Here is a 22,454-nt window from a genome sequence, read left to right as displayed (position 1 = left end):
TCAGAAATTGGCCGCCGGACAGGTGTCGTCCGACATGTAGTCATGCACGACCAGTTCGCCCGATTTGATCTTCTCGGCAGCGGCATCCACAGCGGCTTTCATCTCGTCGGTGACGAGGGGCGCGTTGTTTTCATCCAGCGCATAGCCCACGCCGTCTTCCTTCAGGCCCAGCACGTTGATGCCCGGCTTGAGGTCGGTGCCTTCCTTGAACGCCTCGTAGACCGCGACATCGACGCGCTTCAGCATCGAGGTCAGCACCTTGCCCGGATGCAGATGGTTCTGATTGCTGTCGACGCCGATGGACAGGATGCCTTCATCAGCCGCAGCCTGAAGCACGCCGATGCCGGTGCCGCCAGCCGCCGCATAGATCACGTCGGCCCCCTGCGATTTCTGCGCCTTGGCAAGCTCCGCGCCCTTCACCGGGTCGTTCCACGCAGCGGGGGTGGTGCCGGTCATGTTGAGGATGACGGTCGCATTCGGGTTCGCCGCCTTGGCGCCCTGCGCGTAGCCACAGCCGAATTTGCGGATCAGCGGGATATCCATGCCGCCGATGAAGCCGACGGTGCCGGTTTTCGAGGCCAGTGCGGCCATCATGCCAACCAGATACGACCCCTCATGTTCCGAGAAGACCACCGATTTCACGTTCGGCTGTTCGACCACCATGTCGATGATGGCAAATTTGGTGTCGGGGAAATCCGGGGCGACGGTGTTCAGCACATCGCCGAAGGCGAAGCCGGTCATCACCACCGGGTTGGCGCCGGATTCGGCAAGGCGACGCAGTGCCTGTTCACGCTGGGCTTCCGACTGCATTTCAAGTTCCTTGTAGGAACCGCCGGTTTCCTTGGCCCATTTCTCGGCCCCGTTGAACGCGGCCTCGTTGAAGGATTTGTCGAATTTGCCGCCCAGATCGAAGATGATCGCCGGATCGGCTGCCGCCACTGCCGATGACAGCGCCAGCGTTGCCGCCGCGCCCAGCAGGGTTTTCATCAGGGTCATGGAATACTCCCGGTTGTCGTTACACTGACTTGCCCCCTGCACCCGGTCGCCGGGCAGATCGGGGATCTGTGGCGAGCATTGTAGGGCGGCTATGCCGGGATCGGTCAAGATGGAATCGCGGGAAGCGGCTGCCGGATTTGATCCTCCGGTCAAAATGCCTTCATTTGCTGCTTTCCGCGGCGGGCGACAGCGGGTGTGACAACACCAGCGCGTCGATGCGCTGGCCGTCTGACGTTGCGTAATATCCGCGCCGAAGACCGGCCTGCGCGAATCCATGCCGGAGATAAAGCGCCAGAGCCGCAGCATTTTTGGCCGAAACTTCCAGAAAGGCCGTTTCCGCGCTGCGCGCGCGCGCTTCGTCCAGAAAGGCACGAACCAGATGCGAGGCGATGCCCTGTCGACGCGCTTCCGGCGCCACGGCAAGGGTCAGCAGTTCTGCCTCACCGGCCACCGCACGGCCCAGCAGAAAACCCTGCTCGGTCGTCAGAACGAAACACAGCGGGTCTTCTGTCAGCGCAGCCATATCCCGCGCCGACCAGGGCGCGGGTGTGGTGAAACACCGCGCGTGCAGATCGGCCATGGCCTCGGGGGTCATGGCAGGATGACCGGGGCTGGGTCAGAGGGCGGGGCAGCATCGGCGCCACGCAGATAGAAAGGGGCAGGGCGCGCGCCAGGGCTGCGACTGGCGGCGATGCGCGCAATCGCCTCGGCCAGCGGAAGCGCCGGGGGCAGCGCATCGGGCAGGGCGCTTCCGGTGACATGCGGGGCGTCAGGCAGCGCGCTGGCAGACATCAGCCGTGCAGTCTCCAGCCCCGGCAGGCCGAAACCCTGCACATAGGCCTCGCCTCGCCGGGCGTCCTCGGCCACCAGCAGCGGACGGGGCAGGCCATGGGCCAGCGCCTCAAGCCGGGTGACGCCGATAGCCGGAATCCCCAAGCCCAGCGCCAACCCGCGCGCCGCCGCCACGCTGATCCGCACGCCGGTGAAATTGCCGGGGCCGGTGCCCACGCCCAGCCGCGTCAGATCGCCCCAGCCGATACCCCCCTCTGCCAGCAACTCTTCCAGCAGCGGCATCAGATGCTCCGCCTGGCCCTTTTCCATCGGTTCCAGCCGGTTCAGCACGCGACCATCTGGCAAAAGCAAAGCGGCCGCGCAATGCGCGGCCGATGTGTCGAAGGCCAGAACCGTTTCAGGCGGCAACGGGGCGCACCTCGGTGACCTCGGGGATGTAGTGGCGCAGCAGGTTCTCGATGCCCATTTTCAGCGTCAGGGTCGAGGACGGGCAGCCCGCGCAGGCGCCCTGCATGTGCAGATACACCACGCCGCGATCAAAGCCATGGAAGGTGATATCGCCGCCATCCTGTGCCACCGCCGGACGCACGCGGGTATCCAGCAGTTCCTTGATCTGGCGCACGATGTCATCGTCTTCCGCCGCATGATTGCTGGCATGGCCACCACTTGTGGCCTCGCCCTGCATCACCGGCGCGCCGGATTGGTAATGCTCCATGATCGCGCCCAGGATCGCGGGCTTGATATGGTCCCACAGGCTCGTTTCGGCCTTGGTGACAGTGACGAAATCCGATCCGAAGAACACCCCCGTCACGCCCGGAACAGTGAAGATCCGGCTGGCCAGCGGGCTTTTCGAGGCGGCCTCGGCGCTGGGAAAATCGGCGGTGCCGACATCGAGCACGGCGCGGCCGGGCAGGAATTTCAGCGTCGCGGGGTTCGGGGTCGATTCGGTCTGGATGAACATGGGATATCTCCGACGGTATTCATCGGATATGCGCCCGGGGCGGCTTCAAGTCAAGTTTGGAACGGTTCTAAATTTTGGCAGAGGCTCATTCGTCGGTGTAATAAGCGTACATCTGCTCCAGCGCGGTCATCGGTCGCAACGGGCGCGTATCGGCCTGATGCGAGAAATAGACCAGCGCGTCTTCGGGGTGATCGGTGGCAGGCTGCGGCGCGGGATTGACCGCGACAGCGGGCGATTTGCGGAGGCGCATGAACATGGCGGAACCTTATCCTTAGTGTCCGTCCTCCCTGATCCCAATATATGCTGCATTGCGGCAAAATGCGAGTCTTGATGCTGCAATTGCGAAGTTCCGTTACGGCAGGACGTCAGGTCAGGCTGCGGCGGAGCCGGTTGAGCATGAGCCGGACAATCAGCCTGTGCGCCGGGCCGACGGGCAGCATGTAGGCCCGGCCGAACAGATTATGCGTCACGACAGAGGCGGTGACCGTGACTTGCGGACCGTTGCAATCGGTGGAGATCATCACATCCAGATGGCGGTCGCGGGCGGTCAGCACAAGCTGGTCCGGGCTGATGGCCTCGACGGTGAAGAAATCCAGCCGGTCGCCGGGCCGGGGCTGGCCCGCAGGGCGCCCACTGAACCCGCCGATCCGTTCTACCCCGAAGCGGGCGGAAATCGCGTCGCGGATGCGGAAGGCCAGCGCCATGCCCGGCAGCGGTGCGGCCATCATGCGGTTCCAGACCTCAAGCGGACCAATCGTGAGGGGCAGGGTGACGCTTTGGCTGGCGAAATAGGCCAGTTGATCGCGCGCCGCGACGAGGGCAGGAACAACCGGGGCGGGAACAGCCGGGGTCACAGCGCGGCCTCAACTGCGGCGGCACAGTGAATTGCCACGGTGTCGAACACCGGCAAGGGGCTGTTGGACCCGGACAGCAGCATCCCGACCTCGGTACAGCCAAGGATCAGGCTGTCCGCGCCATCAGCCTTCAGCCGGGCGGCTATCGCCTCGAAAATGCGGCGCGAAGCGTCCGTTACCAGGTCCTGACACAACTCCTCATAGATAATCCGATGGAGGGTGGCGCGGTCCCCGGCCCCGGGGATCAGCGGATCCAGCCCTGCAGCGCGCAGGCGGCCGGTGTAGAACTCCTGTTCCATCGTGAAGGCCGTTGCCATCAGGCCGGGCCGCATCAGCCCTGCGGACCGCAGCGCCTGTGCCGTGGCATCGGCGATATGCAGAAGCGGAATGCCGACGCCCTGCATCATCTCGTCCGCCAGTTTGTGCATCGTATTGGTGGCCAGCAGCAGGATCTGCGCCCCGCCTGCCTCCAATGCCCGCGCTTCGGTGTTCAGCAACCGGCCCAGGGTGGCCCAGTCGCCCGCCGCCTGCGCATCCGCAACGGACGCGAAATCCAGACTGCGGATCAGAAGCTGAGGGGAATGAAGCCCGCCCAGCCGCGCGCGGGTCAGGTCGCAAAGCTGGCGGTAATAGGTCTGGGTCGATGCGGCGGACATGCCCCCCAGAATGCCAATGGTTTTCATGTCTGCCTCCGGTTGCAGGGCAAACCTGCCGCAGGGCAGGGCGATGCACAAGGTGGCGCGACGATTTGCCTTTTGCCGCACGCCGTCCCAGATTGCCCGCATGATGCGCCGCCAGCCCCGTTCTGTCACGCCGATCCGCCGTCTGATGCGACTGGCGCTGGCAGTGCTGTTGATCGCGTCGGTGGCGGGCAGCTTCCTCAGCCTGCGTGCGCTGGCGCGTGACCCTGCACTGCATCTGCTGGCTGAACGTGGCGCCGCCGAATATCGCGCCGCGGTTGATGCGGCTTTGGCCCTGCGGGCGACGGAGGGGCGGGTGGCGGGCCTGTTGTCGGGCTATCTGGCCGCCAGCCCGCGTGACTGGGTGGCGCTGCGCGCGGTCGAACGGGTGGCGGCCGAACGTGGCCTGCCGTTGCATCCCACCTTGGTGGCCCGGATCGAAGAGGCCTGGGCCGAGGATACCGCGCCGCTGCGACTGGCGGCCGATTGTGCCGCCTGTGCCTGGGACATGGGAAACTGTTCGCTGTCGCAGGGGCTGATCTGTAACGCGCCGGTCACGCTTTCGCCCGTGGGGGACATGTTGGGCCTTGCCCGGCAATCCGGCAACTGGTGGGCAGGGGCCGAGGTGGACCGGCTGGATCTGACGCTTTCAGCGGTGGGGCTGGGGGCAACGGCCATCACCATCGCCTCGGTCGGCACCTCCTCCGGGGCAAGCGTTCCGATAAAGGCGGGCGCCTCGGGACTAAGGCTGGCCAGGGGGATGCGGCTGCTGAACCCGCGTCTCACCGCGCGGCTTGTCCGCATCGCCGACGAGGCGGTGAACCCTGCCGCCCTGCGTGCCGCGCGCAGCCTTGATGACCTGGGTGCCGCGATCCGCCCGGCCGCGCGGGCCGAGATCACCGGCCTCGCGACGGGCATGGTGCGGATGCAGGGGGCCACCGATACCACCACGGCCCTGCGTCTTATGCCGCATGTCGACACGGCCGCCGATGCGGCGCGGCTGGCTCGCGGTGCCGAGGCGCTGGGTCCGCGCACGCTTGGCGCGGTGGAGGTGCTGGGCAAGACCCGGTTCCTGCGGCTGGGGCTGCGGATCAGCAAGACCGGGCTTCTGCTGGGGGCAAGCCTCGCGGGCCTGACTGCCGCGTTGGCGGGTCTTGCCGGGCATCTGGGCCAGAGCCTCGCGCTGCGCATCCTGCGCCGGGCAGCGCGCTAGGCGCTTTGCGTTGCGATGGCATCGTATCGGTGCAGGCACAGTTCTGCACAGACCCTGTGCCCGTCTGCGCCTTATCGCAGGGACCGTCCGGCCTTACCTTGGGGCAAAGCACAGGAGTTTCCGATGACCACCCCGCATATCGCACCGCCCGACACCCGCATCGGCCATGTTCACCTGAAGGTATCCGACCTCGACCGGGCGCTGGCCTTCTATTCCGACATCCTCGGCTTCCCGCTGACCCAACGCTATGGCCGCGATGCGGCCTTTCTGGGGGCGGGCGGCTATCACCACCATATCGGCCTGAATACCTGGGAATCGAAAGGCGGGCAGCCGCCCGCGCCGGGCACGACCGGGCTTTACCATACGGCCTTCCTCTACCCCGACCGCAAGGCGCTGGCCAATGTGCTCAAGCGCGTGGTCGAGGCCGGTATCCAGCTGGATGGCGCTGCCGATCACGGGGTCAGCGAGGCGATTTATCTGCGCGATCCCGATGGCAACGGGGTAGAGTTGTACCGCGACCGGGATCAGGCCGACTGGCCGCGCGATGCTTCGGGCAATCTGGCCATGTCCAATGCGCGTCTGGACCTGCGCAAGCTGCTGTCCGAGGCGGATTGAGCCTCAGGCAGGTTGCGCGCTGGCGCGGCGGGCGGGAGCGAACATCACCGCATTCCCCGCCAGCGTCAGCGCCAGCCCCGCCACGGCCAGCGGTGTCCAGACAAAGCCTTCCCACACCGCCGAGGCCATCAGCGCGATCACCGGGAACAGCACGGTCGCATAGGCCGCGCGCCCGGTGCCGATACGCGCCACCAGCATCAGGTAGGTGGTGAAGCCGACGATGGAGCCGATGATGGACAGATAGGCCAGCGCCGCCAGATAGCGCGGCTCGTGCGGCACCACCATCGGTGTCCCGCTGAAGGCCATCGCCGCCAGCAGCATCAGCGCACCATAGCCCATGCCCCAGGCATTTGCGGTCAGAGGCGGGATGCCCGCCGCCGAATTCCGGCGCGATACCATGTTGCCCAGCGAAAAGCTCAGCGTGCCGCCCGCCGCCAGAGCCAGCCCCTTCAGCGTATCCACATCGACGGCATGACCCCAGAGATCGGGCGCGAACAGCAGCGCCAGCCCCGCCGCCCCCAGCGCCGTCGCCAGCAGGGCGCGCGGGCGGATACGGTCGCCAAAGATCAGCCGCGCATTCACTGCATTGAAGATCGTCGCCAGCGAGAAGACAACGGATACAAGGCCCGAGGGGATGAACCGGGTCGCATTGTAGAAGCACAGGAAGTTGACCGAGAACAAAAACACCCCTTGCAGCAGGATGAAGCGATGCGCACGCAGGGGCACCGGCGTCAGCCGCCGGAACAGCGCCAGCACGGGCAGCATCAGCAGGGCTGCCAGCGCGAAGCGGTAAAAGACCGAGGTCAGCACCGGGACGGGGCCGATCTGGAAGGCAATGGCGATCCAGGTGGTTCCCCAGATCAGGACGGTGGCGGCGAAGAGGGCGATGTTTGTCATGCCGCCTTCCTGCCACGGCGCGGCTGGTCACGCTTGCACGATCTTGCTGTTTTCACGGCAGTGCCTGTTCCGGCCATCGGGCCGGGCTGCTAGTCTGGCAGCATGACAACGCTCGCCGCCTCTGTGTTCCAACGTCTCAGCCGCTCCAACGCGCGGCTGCTGGCTGCGCGCGATCTTGGTGCGGGCTTCGGGCTGGCGGCATGGGAAAATGCGCAGGATCGGGTACGCTATGAAGAAACACGCCATCACGTCCTGAGCCTTTATACCGAGGATGGCACCAAAAGCCGCCGGGTGGACCGGCAGGCTGCCGCCGGGCACCCCGGCGCGCTGTCGCTGATGCCGCAGGGCGCAAGCTCGGAATGGCAGATCGACGGACACTTTCGCTTCGTGCATCTTTATATCCCTGATGCGGAGCTGCGCGCCTTCGCGGCCGAAACGCTGGACCGCCCACCCGCCGCCGTGGCGCTGCCCGAGGTGACTTTTGCGGATGACCCGGTTCTGGCGGGGCTGCTGGGGCAACTGGCGCGGGCCGAAGGCGTGCTGGCCAGCCGGGGGATACAGGTCGAGCTTCTGCACCACCTGCTGACAGCGCCGGGCTGGGGGCAGGCGGCGTCCGCCCCCCGGCGCGGCGGGCTGGCCGCGGCGACGCTGCGGCGTCTGCGCGCCCGGATCGAGGAGGAACTGGACCAGCCCCTGCGTCTTGCTGATCTGGCCGCCACCGCCGGATTGTCGGAGTTCCATTTCCAGCGCGCCTTCCGCGCCAGCACCGGCCTCAGCCCGCGCGCCTGGGTCGAACGCCGCCGGATGGCGCGGGCCGAGGCGCTGATCGCGGAAGGGCAGCCACTGGCCGAGGTGGCTGCCGCCTGCGGCTTTGCCCATCATGCCCATCTGACCCGCGCCTTCCGCAAGGCGCATGGTGTGGCACCCTCGGTCTGGCGTGCGGGATTGTAACCGCACATCCTCAAGCTGGACCTTGCCCGGCCCCGGTGCTTTAGTGCCGGGGAAAGGAGTCCTCCCATGGCATTCGGCAAGAACATCCGCACCTTTTTCGAAGGCAAATGGCATGACGGCGACGTTTCCGTGATGCGCGCTGCCGATCATGGCATCTGGCAAGGCTCATCCGTCTTTGATGGCGCGCGCTGGTTCGATGGCATCGCGCCCGACCTTGACCGCCATCTGGCGCGGGTGAACCGTTCGGCCGAGGCGCTGATGATCACGCCGACGATGGCGGTGGAGGACATGCTGGAAATCGCGCGCGAAGGCCTGCGCGCCTATGGCCCCGATCAGGCGGTTTATATCCGCCCGATGTACTGGGCCATCGACGGCTCGGACCTGGGTGTTGCACCGGCGGAAAACTCGACCGGCTTCGCGCTCTGCCTTGAGGAAGTGCCGATGCCGCCCGCCACCGGGCAAACCACGCTGACCCGCACGCGCTTCCGCCGCCCGGTGCTGGAAGATGCGGTCTGCAATGCGAAGGCGGGCTGCCTTTACCCCAACAATGCCCGGATGCTGGTCGAGGCCAAGCAGAAGGGCTTCGGCAATGCGCTGGTGGCGGATGCCATGGGCAATGTGGCCGAAACCGCCACGGCCAATGTTTTCATGGTGAAAGATGGTGCGGTCTTCACCCCCATCGCCAATGGCACCTTCCTGTCGGGTATCACCCGCGCGCGCCATATCGCCAATATGCGGGCCGAGGGGATCGAGGTGCAGGAAACCGTGCTGACCTTCGCCGATTTCGAGGCGGCGGACGAGGTGTTCCTGTCGGGCAACTTCGCCAAGGTGACCTCGGTTGCCCGCTTCGACGACACCGAATACCGCAGCCGCACCATGACCGACCGCATCCGCGGCCTTTACATGGACTGGGCGCACAGCGCCCCGGCCCGCGCGGCCTGACGGCACGATCTTGGAGCAGACGGTCTTCAGCTTCCGTGGCCTGTTCGGCGTGCCGGTCGAGGTGCGCCAGTCGGTCGCTATTCTGGCGCTGATGATGGCAGGGTTTTCGCTGATGCGGGGCGGCAGCCTTGTCATCACCGCCATTTTCCTGTGCATCCTCATCGCTTCGGTCTATCTGCACGAGCTGGGCCACGCCTGGGGCGCGCGCGTGCAGGGTCTGACGGTCAACCGGATCGTGCTGCACGGGGGCGGCGGCTTCTGCGAGCACCGCCGCAGCAGCTTTAAGCAGGATGAGCTGATCGTCGCCATGGGGCCGCTGGTCAATCTCGCGCTCTGGGCCGTGCTGGGGCTGGCGCAGGACGCGGTGTATCAGCTTGCCATTTCCGATCCGGCATGGGTGCGGTTCGGTATTGCCATCGTGCCCTGGCTGGGCCTTGCCGCCACGATGAATCTGTTCCTGTTCTTCTACAACATGGTGCCTGTGCTGCCGCTGGACGGCGGGCGGCTGTTGCAGATCGGTCTGCGGCGGTTCTGGCCGCCGGCGCAGGCCATCCGCATCGCAGGCGCTATCGGGGTAGTTTTCTGCATCCTGTGGTTCCCCATGCTGATCTGGGTGTTCCTCAGCACCGGCTGGCTTCTGTTCTTCATCCCGTCGCTGGCGCTGCATCTGGCCATGGCGCGGGGCGAGGCGCATTACTGACCCCGGTGCGGGCTGCGCTTGCCAAGGCCGCCCCGCGCCGCCACTATGCCCGCACCGGGATACCGCCGGGCAGGAGAGAACGATGCGCAAGTTTCTGGTCGTGCTGGACGACAGCCGCGAATGCCTCAACGCCATGCGCTATGCCGCGCTGCGGGCAGCGCACACCGGGGCAGGGGTGCAAATCCTGTCGATCATCCCGCCGGAAGAGTTTCAGCACTGGATGGGCGTGGCCGACCTGATGCGCGCCGAGGCGCGCGAGCGGATCGAGGCGCATTTCGAGGTCTTCGCCAAATGGATGCGCGACAAGCAGGGGGTGAACCCGGAACTGGTGATCCGCGAGGGTGACCCCGCGACCGAGATCCTGGCGCAGGTGCGGGAGGACGCGCAGATCGGCGTCCTGGTGCTTGGCGCCGGCACCGAGAAAAGCGGCCCCGGTCCGCTGGTCACCACGCTCAGCCGAAGCTCGGGTACTCTGCCGATCCCGGTCACCATCGTGCCGGGGGATATGTCGAAGGAACGGCTGGAGGCCATTACCTGACGGCCAGAGCGGCGCAGGGTGCGGAGGGGGCTCTGCCCCCGCGCCTGCGGCGCCCCCCGGGATATTTAAGGACAGAAAATGCAGATGTGGTGCGCCCGGAGGCCGGACGCACCAAGAGGGGTCAGACTTCGCGCGAGCGGATCATCCCCACGATGTCATAGACCTCGTTGAGGATCGGGCGGGCGATGGCTTCGGCCTGTGCGGCACCGCGGCCGAGGATGCGATCAATTTCGGCCGGGTCCTGCATCAGGCGATTCATCTCGGTCGTGATTGGCGAGAGTTTCGCCACGGCAAGCTCCGCCAGCTTCGGTTTGAAGCTGCCGAATTGCGCGCCCGCATATTCTGCCACTACATCCGCGGCGCTCATCCCGGCGAGGGCGGCGTAGATGTTCACCAGATTGCGCGCCTCAGGCCGGTCCTTCAGCCCGTCGAGCGTGTCGGGCAGCGGCTCGGGGTCGGTCTTGGCCTTGCGGATCTTGGCAGCGATGGAATCGGCATCATCGGTCAGGTTGATGCGGCTTTGATCCGAGGGATCGGATTTCGACATCTTCTTTGATCCGTCGCGCAGCGACATGACGCGGGTGGCCGCACCCTCGATCACCGGCTCGGTCATCGGGAAGAAGGTCACGCCATAATCGTTGTTGAACTTGGCGGCGATGTCGCGGGTCAGCTCCAGATGCTGTTTCTGATCCTCGCCCACCGGCACATGGGTGGCCTTGTAGGCCAGGATGTCGGCCGCCATCAGCGCCGGATAGGCGAACAGCCCCAGCGAGGCGTTCTCGCTGTTCTTGCCGGCCTTGTCTTTCCACTGGGTCATGCGGCCCATCCAGCCCATCCGCGCGACGCAGTTGAAGATCCAGGCCAGTTCGACATGCGCCGTCACCTGGCTTTGATTGAACAGGATCGAGCGCGCCGGGTCGATGCCCGCCGCGATGAAACCCGCCGCCATCTCGCGCGTCTGGTGGCGCAGTTTAGCCGGGTCCTGCCAGACGGTGATCGCATGCATGTCGACAAGGCAATAGATCGTCTCGCCGCCCTCGTCCTGCTTTTCGACAAAGCGCTTCAGCGCGCCGAGATAGTTGCCGAGGGTCAGGCCGCCCGAAGGCTGGATGCCCGAAAACACGCGGGGGGTGAAAGTCTGAGGCGTTTGGACCGGCTCGGACATGATGTTCTCCGTCTGGAAATGGCTGGTGCTTCGGCTTACCTTTGGTGGCAAGGGGCGTCAATGAAGGCCCTGCAACATGAGGCGAAGATGCAGCATCAGGACGATTTGACCGAACCGCCGTTGAACCCCTTGCCCTGGGTCGTCTGGGCGCTGGTTCTGCCCATCGTGGCGATGGAGGTGGTGGTGAGCCTTGGTCAGCGCGGGCTGGTCGGTGGCGCACATGCCGTTGGCTGGCGGCTGGACGCGATGGAACGCTTTGCCTTTTCACCCGATCTTCTGCGCTGGATGGCGGAAAATCATGTCTGGCCGCTGGACGGGCTGATCCGGCTGGTCAGCTATCCTTTCGTGCACACGAGCTTTACCCATGCGGTGTTTGTCGTGGTGATGCTGCTGGCGCTGGGCAAGATGGTGGGCGAGATCTTTCGCTGGTGGGCGGTGCTGGTGGTGTTCTTCGGCGCAGCCATGGTCGCGGCGGGGGTCTATACCGCTGTGCCGGGGCTGGTGCAGCCGCTGGTCGGCGGGTATCCGGCGATCTACGGGCTGATCGGGGCCTTCACCTTCCTGTTGTGGGTGCGGCTGGCCGGGGAGGGGGCGAACCAGTACCGCGCCTTCACGCTGATCGGCTTCCTGCTGTTTGCGCAACTGCTGTTCGGTGTGTTCTTTGGCGGCGGCACCGAATGGGTGGCCGACATCGCGGGCTTCGCCACCGGCTTTGTGCTGAGCTTCGTGGTCAGCCCCGGTGGTTTTGCCCGCGTGCGGGCGCGGTTGCGGGAACGCTAGGCGCGTTTCCGGCGCAGCGCTGATCTGAATTCGGCCAGACGGAAGGCGCCGATCAGCGTGCCGAACCCGAAGTAGCTGATGATGCCGCTGGCGACCAGCGCCCCCAGTGCCAGCCAGCGCCAGCGCGCGGCATCCAGCGCGGGCCCAAGCAGCAGCGCAGCCGCCCAAAGCACGAAGCCCATCACCAGCGCGGCGGCGACGATGCGCCAGATCCGGGCGCGGAAACGGGCGTCGAAATGCGCCTCCGGTCCCATGGTGCGCGAACCGCGCCAGAGCTGCCAGACCATGACCCAGCCGGAAACGGTTGTGGCGAGCGCTGCCGCCATGAATCCGATCACCGGCATCATGCCCACGGCAAAGGCGAGGTTCACCACCATCGACCACAGCGCATAGCGGAACGGGCTGCGGGTGTCTTCGCGCGCATAATAGAGCGGCTGGAACACCTTGTGCAGCACGAAGGCGGGCAGGCCAAGGCCATAGGCTGCCAGCGCCAGCGCGGTATTGGCAGCATCGTCCGATCCGAAGGCGCCGCGCTGGAACAGCACCTGCACCAGCGGAAGGGCGATCACGACCAGCGCCACGGCGGCGGGAATGGTCAGCGCCAGCGCGAATTCGGCGCCGCGGTTGAGGCTCGCGCGTCCGCCTTCTGCATCGCCCGCGCGCAGGCGGCGGCTGAGGTCCGGCAGCAGCGCCGTGCCGATCGCAATGCCCACCACGCCCAGCGGCAATTGGTAAAGCCGGTCGGCAAAGGACAGCCATGTCACTGCGCCCTCGGTATGCGAGGCGACCTGACGGCCGACCAGAAGGTTGATCTGCACCACCCCGCCCGCAAGGATCGCGGGGCCTGCGATGATCGCCAGCCGCTTCAGATCCGCGCTCCAGCGCGGCCAGCCGAGGGTGAAGGTATGCCCGGCGGCGCGGGCCGAAAACCAGACGAAGCCGAATTGCATGACCCCGGTCAGCGGCAGCGTCCAGGCCAGCGTCATCCCCATGTTCCAGCCCTGCCAGTCGGCCAGCCACATGGCAGCGATGAAGGCGAGGTTCATCAGAACAGGCACAAAGCCCGCTTCGGTGAACCGGCCCTTGGTGACCAGCACGCCGGAGACCAGCGCGACGAGGCTGATGAACAGGATGTAGGAGAACCCGATCCGGCCATAGATCACCGCAAGGTCGAAGCGTTCGTCGCCTGCAAAGCCCGAAGCCATGGCCCAGACCAGCGAGGGCATCGCAACCGTTCCGAGGATGGTGAACACCACCAGCAGCCAGGCCATGCCGTTGAACGCTTCTTGCGCAAAGCCCTGCGCATCCTCACCCGCCTCGACCTTCTTGGCGAACATCGGCACGAAAGCCTGATTGAAGGCGCCTTCGGCAAAGAAACGGCGGAACATGTTGGGCAGCGACTGCGCCACGAAGAAGGCGTCGGACACCGCGCCTGCGCCAAGATAGTTCGCCATCAGGATGTCGCGGGCAAACCCCGCACCACGCGACAGAAGCGTCCACCCGCCGAGGGTGACGACATTGCGGATCAGGCTTTTCGTCATGTGCTACCCTTGGGCCTGCGCCCGTTTGGCCCCCTCGGCAATGGCCTGGCGCAGCTTCTTGTCCAGCGCCTCCTGCCGGTGTTTCTGATGCAGTTTCAGGCCGAACATGTCTTTCACATAGAAGCTGTCCACCACCTGCGCGCCGAAAGTGGCGATCACGGCCGAGGCGATGTAGACGTTGTTCGCCGCCAGCGTGCGGGTCAGGTCATAAAGCAGCCCCGGCCGGTCGCGGGTATCGACCTCGATGATCGTGTAGATTTCGGACCCTTCGTTGTCGAAGGTGATATGGGTCGGAAAGCGGAACTCGCGCTCGCGCTTCTTTACCTTGTCGCGGTCGGCCAGTGCCTCGCGCGGGACGACCTCGCCGCGCAGGGTCTTTTCGATCATCTGACGCAGGCGGGGCAGGCGGCTGACTTCGTAGGGGTGGCCGTCGGTATCCTGTATCCAGAACACCGCGGTGGCATAGCCGTCCTTTGACGTATAGGTCCGCGCATCCACAACATTCGCGCCTACCAGTGCCAGCGCCCCGGCGAGCCGCGAGAAGATGCCAGGATGATCGGCCAGCGCGAAGCAGGCCCGCGTTGCGTCGCGGGCGGGGTCGGGGTGCAGGTCGATGCGGATCTCGGTATCGTCCAGATCACGCAGCAGGCGGGCGAAGACCGCCTGTGTTTCCGTCAGCAGCCCCTGCCAGTAGGGGGCGTAGTGCCGCGCGAGTTCGGCCCGCAGATCCTTGGCATCCCAGTCGGCCAGAACCTCGCGCAACTGGCGTTTCGCCTCGTTCTCGCGCCGCTCGCGGTTGACGTTTTCCAGCCCGTTTTCCAGCGCCTCGGCGGTTTCGCTGTGAAGGCGACGCAGCAACATGGCCTTCCAGTTGTTCCAGGTGCCGGGGCCGACGCCGCGAATGTCACAGACCGTCAGCACGGTCAGCAGATCCAGCCGCTTGCGGGTTTTCACTGCCTTGGCGAAATCGCGCACCGTGCGCGGATCGCCGATGTCGCGTTTCTGCGCCATGTCGGACATCAGCAGGTGATAGCGCACCAGCCATTCGACAGTTTCGCATTCCTCGTCATTCAGCCCCAGACGTGGCGCCACGCGGCGGGCGATCTGGGCGCCAAGGATCGAATGATCCTCGGGGCGGCCCTTACCGATGTCGTGCAGCAGCAGGGCAACATAAAGCACCCGTCGGCTGACGCCTTTTTCAAGGATGTCGGACGACAGCGGCAGCTCCTCGACCAGCTCGCCGCGTTCGATCTGCGCAAGGGTCGAGATACACTGGATGATGTGTTCATCCACCGTGTAATGGTGGTAGACGTTGAACTGCATCATCGCGACGATCGGCTCGAACTCGGGGATGAAGGCGCCCAGCACGCCCAGTTCATTCATCCGCCGCAGGGATCGCTCCGGGTTGCCATGTTTCAGCAGCAGGTCGAGAAAGATGCGCTGGGCTTCCGGGTCTTCGCGCATCTCGTCGTCGATCAGCCGCAGGTTCGCCGCGATCAGCCGCATGATGTTGGGATGCAGAAGATAGCCGGTGCGCAAACCTTCTTCGAAAACCCGCAGCAGGTTCAGCTTGTCGGCCAGAAAGCTGCGCGGGTCGGCGGCGTCGATGCGGCCCTGCACCAGACGAAAGCCCGCGCGTACCGATTTGCGGCGGCGGAACAGGCCCATGATACCGGCCTCGGGCTTGGCGTGGCGGGCTTCAAGCTGGGTCAGGAACACGCGGGTCAGTTCGCCCACCCGCGTCGCATGGCGGAAGTAATCCTGCATGAACACCTCGACCGCGCGGCGCCCGCCGCTGTCGTGATAACCCATGCGCGCCGCCACCTCGACCTGCATGTCGAAGGTCAGCTGGTCCATGGCGCGCTTGCAGATGTAGTGCAGGTGGCAGCGCACAGCCCAGAGAAAGTTCTCGGCCCGGTTGAAGGTCTCGTATTCGTCCTGCGTCAGAAGACCCGCCTGCACCAGCCCCGCCGCATCCGGCACACGGTTGAGGTATTTCCCGATCCAGTAAAGCGTTTGCAGGTCGCGTAACCCGCCCTTGCCCTCTTTCACATTGGGTTCCAGCACATAGCGCTGGCCACCCTGCCGCTTGTGCCGTTCGGCGCGTTCTGCAAGCTTTGCTTCGATGAATTCGGGGCCGGAGTTGCGGAAAAGCTCGGCCCAGAGGGCATTATCCAGTTCCTGCGCCAGCGCGGTGTCGCCGGTGATCTGGCGATGTTCCAGCAGGGCGGTGCGAATGGTGATGTCCTCGCGCCCCAGACGGATGCAATCCTTCACCGTGCGCGAAGAATGACCGACCTTCAGCTTCAGATCCCAGAGGATGTAAAGCATGGTCTCGATCACGCTTTCCGCCCAGGGGGTCATCTTCCAGGGGGTCAGGAACAGCAGGTCGACATCGGAAAACGGCGCCATTTCGGCACGGCCATAGCCCCCTACCGCCAGCACCGACAGCCGCTCTGCCTCGGTCGGTGTCGGCAGTGGATGAAAATGGTGGCAGGCGAGGTCGAACGCCGTGCTGACCAGCCCGTCGGTCAGATGGCTTTGCGCCCGCGTCAGGGCGCGGGCTTCCAGAGGGCGTTCCGCGAAGGCGGTGGCAAGGGCCGCGTTGGCGGCGGCCTTGGCTTCGGTCAGATGGCGCACCGCGACGGCGCGGGCCTCACGCGGATCAGTCTCGCCCGCGATGGCGCTGGAAATGGTTGCGGAAAGCGCGCGGGGGTCGATGATCTCGACCCCCGGCAGCAGCATGTCCTGCATCGTCAGGGCGGCGCGGTGCAAGCTTGTCCCCGGTCTCAGAACCCGGCACCGGCAAAGCTGCGCGGCGCGGGATCAAGGACGGAGATCTGGCCGTTCTGGATGGTGGCCACGGCCAGACCGCGTTCATTGGTGCCGTCACTCCGCAGGCGGAAGATCCCGTTCACGCCCACGAACCCGGACCCCTGGGTCAGGCCCGAACTGGTCAGCGCATTGCGGTTCCCCTGTTTCACCAGCGCCCCGATGGCGGCAACGCCGTCATAGGCCAGCCCCGAGATCGGCAGCGGCGGCTCGCCATAGGCCGCCTGATAGCGGTTCTGGAACTGGTTGTAGAGCGTGGGATCGGGGAGCGCGAACCAGCCTCCCTGAATGCCCGGCAGGTTCAGGGTCGCGGCCGGAATGTCCCAGCGCGTCAGGCCGATCAGTGCGGTTGCGGGCGGGCTGACGCCATTGTCACGCAGGGTCTGGCTGATCAGCGGCAGCGCGCCGGCGGTGTCGGCGGTCAGAAAGACAGCCTGCGCCCCGGTGTTGCGGGTGGCCGCCGCAATTGCCGGGGCGGCGGACAGGATGCCGTTCTGCGAGAATTCATAGGACTGGACACCGACCACCGAACCACCCGCTGCGGTGACGCCGCGCTGGATCGCCGTGCGGCCGACCTCGCCCTGGATGTTGCGGTCATGCACCACCATCACGCGGCTCTTGCCGGAGCGGACGGCGAACCGGCCCAGGCGGTCGGCCGTGTTCTGGAAGGTCGGGCCGAGGACAAAGACATTGCCCCCCGCGATATCGGTGTTGTTGGAGAAGGACAGGACATTGACGCCCCGGCCTGCCACGGCAACCCCGGCGGCATTGGCTTCCTGCGCATAGACCGGGCCGAGGATGATCTTCGCACCTTCGTCGACGGCCTTGATGGCCTGCGCCTGCGCCCGGCCCGGCTGGCCGGCGGTCGGATAGACCCGGAGGTCGATCTTCACGCCTCCCAGATCGGAGATTGCCAGCCGCGCCGCATTCTGAAGGCTGCGGGCCAGCAACTCGTCACTCGCCTGCCCGGAGCCCGAGGGAATCAGCAGCGCCACTGGCACCGGCGCGCCGGGGTCGATCTGCTGGCCGCTGCCCCCGCCCGGCCCGCCGACGGGCACGCAGGCGGCAAGAACGGCCGCACCTGCAACGGCGGTCGCACGGGCGGCGGCGGCGCGCAGGGGCACCATTCGGGCCAGCGACTTGCGGGCCAGACGGAAAACGGGGAACATGCGGACTTCCTCACTGTCAGGGCGTAGCGGTCGCCGGCGAGAATACGCGCCACCGTCGCCGAAGTAAACTTGGAGGCCGCAGCCCATGACCCATCCGCGCCCAGCCACCGGCAGACCGCCGCCGAAACCCGCGCCGGGCCTGTATTTCGTGGCAACCCCCATAGGCGCGGCCCGCGACATCACGCTGCGTGCGCTGGATCTTCTGGCGACCGCAGATGTTTTGGCCGCCGAGGATACCCGTACCCTGCGGCATCTGATGGAAATTCATGGCGTCCCGCTGGGCGACCGGCCACTGGTCGCTTACCATGATCATAACGGCGAACAGGCGAGGCCCCGGCTGCTGGCGGCGCTGGCGGCAGGACGCAGCGTGGCCTATACTTCCGAGGCCGGGACCCCGCTGGTGGCCGATCCGGGCTATCAGCTTGGCCGCGCCGCCATCGCCGCCGGATATGCGGTGCATACCGCCCCCGGCCCCTCGGCCGCCATTGCGGCGCTGACCGTGTCAGGCCTGCCGTCGGACAGGTTCCTTTTCGCCGGGTTCCCGCCTCAGTCCGGCGAGGCGCGCCGCAAGTTCCTGGCTGGCATCGCCCGCAGCGATGCGACGGCGATCCTCTATGAAAGCCCGAAACGCGTTAGGAAATTGTTAGATGAATTGCCGGAACATACAGGAGGCGAAAGACAGATCGTTATCTGCCGGGAATTGACCAAGCGATTCGAGGAGGTGCTGCGCGGGACGGCGCAGGAACTGCGCGACCGGATCGGCGATCAGGATCCGAAGGGGGAAATCGTTGTGCTAATTGACCGTGCCCCTGCAGAAACGGCCCGCGCGGAAGATCTTGAAACCGCGCTGCGCCAGGCGCTGCGCGATCACCGTGTGAAGGAAGCCGCAGCGATGGTGGCGGAGGCGTTGGGGCTGTCCCGGCGAGAGGTTTACCAGCGGGCATTGCAATTGATCGGAGAGTGAGGATGCAAAAACAGCGCGCGGATCGCGGGGCAAGGGCCTGGCAGGCCGGTGCGGCGGCAGAAGGTTCGGTCGAGCGTCTGTATGAACGCGGTGGCCGTCAGATCGTTTCACGGCGCTGGCGCGGGCAGGGGGGTGAGATTGATCTTGTGGCGCGTGATGGCGCTGAAATCATCTTCATCGAGGTGAAGCAAAGCGCTACCCATGCACAGGCCGCCGAACATCTCGGACCCCGCCAGATGGCACGCATCTGTACCGCCGCTTCTGAATATCTGGCGCAGGAACCGCTGGGGCAGTTGACGCCGGTGCGCTTCGATGTCGCGCTGGTCGACGGGGCGGGGCGTATCGAGATTCTGGAAAACGCTTTCGCGGCCTGATTGCATCGGCCTGCACCTTGCGGCAGGAAGGGGCGTCAGCAGGAGGATTGCCCATGCGTCTCAAGGTCGCGTTTCAGATGGACCCGATCGGGTCGGTGAACATCGACGCGGACAGTTCGTTCCGTATTGCGCTGGAAGCGCAGGCTCGCGGACACGAGCTGTTTTTCTACACGCCAGACAATCTCGCCTTCGTCGAGGGGCGGGTGATGGCGCGCGGCTTCCCCATCGAATTGCGGCGTGAACTCGGCAATCACGTCAGCTACGGCGCGGAAACCGAGGTTGATCTTGCTGATTTCGATGTGATCTGGTTACGGCAAGATCCGCCGTTCGACATGGGCTATATAACCACCACGCATCTGCTGGAGATGATCCATCCGAAAACTCTGGTGGTGAATGATCCGTTCTGGGTGCGCAACAGCCCCGAGAAGCTTTTGGTTTTGCGTTTCCCTGAATTGACGCCGCCGACCGCCATTGCGCGCGATCTGCGGACGATCCGTGCCTTCAAGGAAAAGCATGGCGACATCATCCTGAAGCCACTTTACGGCAACGGAGGGGCGGGCGTGTTCCGGCTTGACCCGAATGACCGCAATCTTGCTTCGCTGCACGAGCTGTTCACTTCGATGAGCCGCGAGCCGATGATCGTGCAGAAATTCCTGCCTGCCGTCTCCCGGGGCGACAAGCGGGTGATTCTGGTCGATGGCGAGCCGGTGGGCGCGATCAACCGGGTGCCGCAGGCCGGGGAGACGCGGTCCAACATGCATGTCGGCGGTCGCCCCGAGAAGGTGGGCCTGACAGAACGCGATCTGGAGATCTGTCGCACCATCGGCCCGGTCCTGAAGGAAAAGGGGCAGGTTTTCGTGGGCATTGATGTGATCGGCGACTGGCTGACAGAGATCAACGTGACCTCGCCCACCGGCATTCAGGAACTGGAGCGGTTTGACGGCACCAATGCCGCTGCCCGCATCTGGGAAGTGATCGAAGCGAAACGCGGGGCGTAATCGCAGGTGCGTCAGGCGGATGTGCGGTTGGCCAATGAGAGCCGGAAGCTGACCGCCTCTGCCACATGGGGGGTGCGGACTTGCGGCTCTTCCGCCAGATCGGCAATGGTGCGCGCCACCCGCAGAATGCGGTGATAGGCGCGCGCTGACAGGCCGAAACGCTCGGCGACGCGGTTCAGCAGCGCGCGACCCTCGGCATCGGGCGTGGCGATTTCCTCCAGCAGGCGGCCCTCTGCATCGGCATTCACCCGCAGGCCCGGATGGCTGGCAAAGCGGCGCGTTTGTAGGGCGCGGGCCGCGGCCACCCGCGCGGCTACCGTCGCCGAATCATCCCCCGAGGCCGGCAGGTCGAGGTCTGTGAAAGCCACAGGGGGCACGTCGACCCGCAGGTCGAACCTGTCCATCAACGGGCCGGATATGCGGCCAAGATAATCCTCGCCGCAACCGGGAACACGGGCACAGGCGCGCGCCGGGTCGCTGAGATAGCCGCATTTGCAGGGGTTGGCGGCCGCGACCAGCAGGAAACGGCTGGGGTAACGGATATGCGCATTGGCGCGAGCCACAACCACATCGCCGGTTTCGATGGGCTGGCGCAGGGTTTCCAGCACGGTGCGGGGAAATTCGGGCAACTCGTCCAGAAACAGCACGCCGTTGTGCGCGAGACTGATTTCGCCGGGCTTGGCGCCGCGCCCGCCACCGACGATGGCTGCCATGGAGGCGGTGTGATGCGGCTCGCGGAACGGGCGTTCGCGCGAGATGCCGCCATCGCCCAGCAGTCCCGCAAGCGAGTGGATCATCGAGGTTTCCAGCGCCTCGGCGGCGGAAAGCGGTGGCAGGATGCCGGGCATCCGGGCGGCCAGCATGGATTTGCCGGACCCCGGCGCGCCAACCATCATCATGTGATGCCGCCCGGCGGCGGCGATTTCCAGCGCCCGCTTCGCCCGTTCCTGCCCCTTCACATCGCGCAGGTCACGGGTTTGCGCAGGGCGGGCAACCTCGCCTGCCTCGGAGGGGGTGATGGCGCTCTGCCCGGTGAAATGCCGTACCACCTGATCGAGCGCCCCTGCGCCCAGAACCTGCGTGGCGCCGACCCAGGCGGCCTCGGCGCCGCAGGCGCGGGGGCAGATCAGCTTGCGGTCGGCTTCGGCTGCGGCCATTGCGGCAGGCAGGGCGCCGACGACCGGCACCAGCCGCCCGTCGAGCGAAAGCTCCCCCAGCGAGACCACCTGTTCCACCTCGTCACGCGGCAGGATCTCCAGCGCGGCCAGCAGGGCGACCGCGATGGGCAGGTCGAAATGCGAACCCTCCTTGGGCAGATCGGCAGGCGACAGGTTTACGGTGATCCGCTTGGACGGCAGCGCGATGGACATGGTGGCAAGGGCCGCACGCACCCGTTCCTTCGCCTCGGAAACCGCCTTGTCGGGCAGGCCGACCACAGAGAACGAGGGCAAGCCCGCCGCCACGGCGCATTGCACCTCGACCATGCGGGCCTCGATCCCTTCGAAGGCGACGGTAAAGGTGCGCGCAACCATGCTCTGCCCCGTTCAGCTTCGTTAACGGGTAGAGGCGAATGGTTTACGAACGGTAAATGGCCATGAAGGCGGGCCAGGCCTCCGGGTCTGCCGCGGTCTTGTCGCGGCAGAAGACATTGCAGAAGCCAAAACGCCGTCCCTCCAGTTCAAGCGCATGGGTCACCGGCTTGCCGGAATAGGGGCAGGTGGTGTTTTCGGCGGTGGCTCCCTCGACCGCGCGGGCAGGCAACACAGCCGGGCCGGGCCAGGCGCGTTGTGGCCAGTCGCGGCGGTAGAAGGGCTGATCGGCCCCGTCCACCATACCCATCGCGCGCCAGCGGCGGAAGGCGGGGTGGGCCAGATGCGCGGCGACATAGGCAGACGCCTGTGCGCCGACCGGCAGGTTATAGGTGGCAATGCGGGTGGCGACAGGTGCAAAGAAGACGTCCGCCGCCGAATAATTGCCGCAAAGCCAGTCGCCTGTTGCGCCGGTTTCCCGCCGCGCCCAGGCCCAGATCTGTTGCAGCCGCTCCAGATCGGCCAGAACCTCGGGCGGTGGTTCGCAGGTCTCGTAGGAGATGCGCAGGTTCATCGGACAATGGCCGCGCAGGGCGGTGAAACCTGCGTGCATCTCGGCTGCAAGCGCGCGTGCCACGGCGCGGGCGCGAGGGTCCGCAGGCCAGTGCCCGGCTTCGGGATGCCGGCTGGCGAGTTCTTCGGCGATGGCAAGGCTTTCGGCCACGACCACCCCCTCGGGCATGCGCACGGCGGGCACGGTGCGGGCAGGGGCGAATTGCGCCAGAAGCGCCGGAAATTCATCGGTATAAAGCCGGGCGCGGTGCAGGTTGCAGGGCAGGCCGAACGCCTCGAACAACAGCCAGCCGCGGAGCGACCAACTGGAATAGGCGCGGTCGCCAATGGCAAGATCATAGGGGGCGGTCATGAAATGCTCCGTGTTTTCCAGAGCCTAGCGCGCGAAGG

Annotated in this window: 24 protein-coding genes; 10 read left to right on the top strand and 14 right to left on the bottom strand. The window is 65.9% G+C overall.

Annotation, left to right across the window (positions count from 1 at the left end):
- From IE126_RS18430 to IE126_RS18400, 7 genes are all read right to left on the bottom strand, one after another.
- Complete coding sequence (locus IE126_RS18430; RefSeq protein ID WP_054301464.1) at positions 1-996, bottom strand: BMP family lipoprotein; 996 nt, start codon at positions 994-996, stop codon at positions 1-3.
- Between the two features lie 160 nt (positions 997-1,156).
- Positions 1,157-1,591 (bottom strand): GNAT family N-acetyltransferase, encoded by a 435-nt coding sequence (locus IE126_RS18425; RefSeq protein ID WP_108129240.1) that lies wholly within the window; start codon positions 1,589-1,591, stop codon positions 1,157-1,159.
- Positions 1,588-2,196 carry a tRNA (adenosine(37)-N6)-threonylcarbamoyltransferase complex dimerization subunit type 1 TsaB gene (tsaB, locus tag IE126_RS18420; RefSeq protein WP_189381828.1) on the bottom strand — a complete coding sequence of 203 codons (609 nt, stop codon included), beginning with the start codon at positions 2,194-2,196 and terminating at the stop codon, positions 1,588-1,590. The genes IE126_RS18425 and tsaB overlap by 4 nt, the downstream gene beginning before the upstream one ends.
- Positions 2,186-2,749: a NifU family protein gene (locus tag IE126_RS18415; RefSeq protein ID WP_054301461.1), complete on the bottom strand. Its 564-nt coding sequence runs from the start codon at positions 2,747-2,749 to the stop codon at positions 2,186-2,188. Before IE126_RS18415 ends, tsaB begins: the two co-directional genes overlap by 11 nt.
- Before the next feature lie 85 nt (positions 2,750-2,834).
- Positions 2,835-3,005 carry a hypothetical protein gene (locus IE126_RS18410; protein WP_158640707.1) on the bottom strand — a complete coding sequence of 57 codons (171 nt, stop codon included), beginning with the start codon at positions 3,003-3,005 and terminating at the stop codon, positions 2,835-2,837.
- Between the two features lie 109 nt (positions 3,006-3,114).
- Positions 3,115-3,603, bottom strand: a complete 489-nt coding sequence (locus IE126_RS18405) for a DUF2867 domain-containing protein (protein WP_054301460.1) — start codon at positions 3,601-3,603, stop codon at positions 3,115-3,117.
- Positions 3,600-4,286, bottom strand: coding sequence for an aspartate/glutamate racemase family protein (locus IE126_RS18400; RefSeq protein WP_189381827.1), 687 nt, complete (start codon positions 4,284-4,286; stop codon positions 3,600-3,602). The genes IE126_RS18405 and IE126_RS18400 overlap by 4 nt, the downstream gene beginning before the upstream one ends.
- A 100-nt stretch (positions 4,287-4,386) precedes the next feature.
- On the opposite strand from IE126_RS18400, the gene IE126_RS18395 reads away from it, so the two are divergent.
- Together IE126_RS18395 and IE126_RS18390 are read left to right on the top strand one after the other, a co-directional pair.
- Complete coding sequence (locus IE126_RS18395; RefSeq protein WP_108129243.1) at positions 4,387-5,496, top strand: hypothetical protein; 1,110 nt, start codon at positions 4,387-4,389, stop codon at positions 5,494-5,496.
- Positions 5,497-5,619: 123 nt separating this feature from the next.
- A complete protein-coding gene (locus tag IE126_RS18390) occupies positions 5,620-6,111 on the top strand; it encodes a VOC family protein (RefSeq protein ID WP_054301457.1) in 492 nt (163 codons plus the stop codon).
- A gap of 3 nt (positions 6,112-6,114) precedes the next feature.
- Here IE126_RS18390 and IE126_RS18385 read toward each other — a convergent pair whose 3' ends face one another.
- Positions 6,115-7,008, bottom strand: a complete 894-nt coding sequence (locus IE126_RS18385; protein WP_108129245.1) for a DMT family transporter — start codon at positions 7,006-7,008, stop codon at positions 6,115-6,117.
- A gap of 102 nt (positions 7,009-7,110) precedes the next feature.
- On the opposite strand from IE126_RS18385, the gene IE126_RS18380 reads away from it, so the two are divergent.
- From IE126_RS18380 to IE126_RS18365, 4 genes are all read left to right on the top strand, one after another.
- Positions 7,111-7,959: a helix-turn-helix transcriptional regulator gene (locus IE126_RS18380; RefSeq protein WP_189381826.1), complete on the top strand. Its 849-nt coding sequence runs from the start codon at positions 7,111-7,113 to the stop codon at positions 7,957-7,959.
- A 66-nt stretch (positions 7,960-8,025) separates the two neighbouring features.
- Positions 8,026-8,901, top strand: coding sequence for a branched-chain amino acid aminotransferase (locus IE126_RS18375; RefSeq protein ID WP_189381825.1), 876 nt, complete (start codon positions 8,026-8,028; stop codon positions 8,899-8,901).
- A 10-nt stretch (positions 8,902-8,911) separates the two neighbouring features.
- On the top strand, positions 8,912-9,601 hold the full coding sequence (locus IE126_RS18370; protein WP_108129248.1) for a site-2 protease family protein: 690 nt from the start codon (positions 8,912-8,914) through the stop codon (positions 9,599-9,601).
- Between the two features lie 82 nt (positions 9,602-9,683).
- Positions 9,684-10,139, top strand: a complete 456-nt coding sequence (locus tag IE126_RS18365) for a universal stress protein (RefSeq protein ID WP_054300702.1) — start codon at positions 9,684-9,686, stop codon at positions 10,137-10,139.
- 121 nt (positions 10,140-10,260) lie between these two features.
- On the opposite strand, the gene trpS is transcribed toward IE126_RS18365, so the two are convergent.
- Positions 10,261-11,304, bottom strand: coding sequence for a tryptophan--tRNA ligase (gene trpS / locus IE126_RS18360; protein WP_054300704.1), 1,044 nt, complete (start codon positions 11,302-11,304; stop codon positions 10,261-10,263).
- 60 nt (positions 11,305-11,364) lie between these two features.
- Here trpS and IE126_RS18355 point away from each other — a divergent pair, with 60 nt between their 5' ends.
- Positions 11,365-12,084 carry a rhomboid family intramembrane serine protease gene (locus IE126_RS18355; RefSeq protein WP_229825649.1) on the top strand — a complete coding sequence of 240 codons (720 nt, stop codon included), beginning with the start codon at positions 11,365-11,367 and terminating at the stop codon, positions 12,082-12,084.
- On the opposite strand, the gene murJ is transcribed toward IE126_RS18355, so the two are convergent.
- Genes murJ through IE126_RS18340 form a run of 3 tightly spaced genes read right to left on the bottom strand, consistent with a single transcriptional unit; the run spans position 12,081 to position 17,626 of the window.
- Positions 12,081-13,625, bottom strand: coding sequence for a murein biosynthesis integral membrane protein MurJ (gene murJ, locus IE126_RS18350; RefSeq protein WP_189381824.1), 1,545 nt, complete (start codon positions 13,623-13,625; stop codon positions 12,081-12,083). The genes IE126_RS18355 and murJ overlap by 4 nt on opposite strands.
- A gap of 3 nt (positions 13,626-13,628) precedes the next feature.
- On the bottom strand, positions 13,629-16,379 hold the full coding sequence (locus IE126_RS18345) for a [protein-PII] uridylyltransferase (RefSeq protein WP_108129400.1): 2,751 nt from the start codon (positions 16,377-16,379) through the stop codon (positions 13,629-13,631).
- A gap of 35 nt (positions 16,380-16,414) precedes the next feature.
- Complete coding sequence (locus IE126_RS18340) at positions 16,415-17,626, bottom strand: penicillin-binding protein activator (protein ID WP_108129251.1); 1,212 nt, start codon at positions 17,624-17,626, stop codon at positions 16,415-16,417.
- Between the two features lie 85 nt (positions 17,627-17,711).
- Here IE126_RS18340 and rsmI point away from each other — a divergent pair, with 85 nt between their 5' ends.
- From rsmI to gshB, 3 genes are read left to right on the top strand one after another with little or no spacing between them, the layout of a single operon-like run.
- Positions 17,712-18,590, top strand: coding sequence for a 16S rRNA (cytidine(1402)-2'-O)-methyltransferase (gene rsmI / locus IE126_RS18335; protein WP_189381823.1), 879 nt, complete (start codon positions 17,712-17,714; stop codon positions 18,588-18,590).
- 2 nt (positions 18,591-18,592) lie between these two features.
- The gene (locus IE126_RS18330; RefSeq protein ID WP_189381822.1) at positions 18,593-18,964 is read left to right on the top strand and encodes a YraN family protein; all 372 of its coding nucleotides are present in this window, start codon (positions 18,593-18,595) and stop codon (positions 18,962-18,964) included.
- A gap of 53 nt (positions 18,965-19,017) precedes the next feature.
- The gene (gene gshB / locus IE126_RS18325; protein ID WP_189381821.1) at positions 19,018-19,962 is read left to right on the top strand and encodes a glutathione synthase; all 945 of its coding nucleotides are present in this window, start codon (positions 19,018-19,020) and stop codon (positions 19,960-19,962) included.
- Positions 19,963-19,973: 11 nt separating this feature from the next.
- Here the strand turns inward: gshB and IE126_RS18320 are convergent, their stop codons facing one another.
- Positions 19,974-21,494, bottom strand: a complete 1,521-nt coding sequence (locus IE126_RS18320; protein ID WP_189381820.1) for a YifB family Mg chelatase-like AAA ATPase — start codon at positions 21,492-21,494, stop codon at positions 19,974-19,976.
- A gap of 43 nt (positions 21,495-21,537) precedes the next feature.
- A complete protein-coding gene (locus IE126_RS18315) occupies positions 21,538-22,416 on the bottom strand; it encodes a glutathione S-transferase (protein ID WP_189381819.1) in 879 nt (292 codons plus the stop codon).
- Positions 22,417-22,454: the final 38 nt, after the last annotated feature.

It is taken from the genome of Gemmobacter nanjingensis, from assembly GCF_014652195.1.
In the GTDB taxonomy this organism is placed as follows: Bacteria; Pseudomonadota; Alphaproteobacteria; order Rhodobacterales; family Rhodobacteraceae; genus Gemmobacter; species Gemmobacter caeni.
This window is presented reverse-complemented; position numbering and strand designations above follow the sequence as displayed.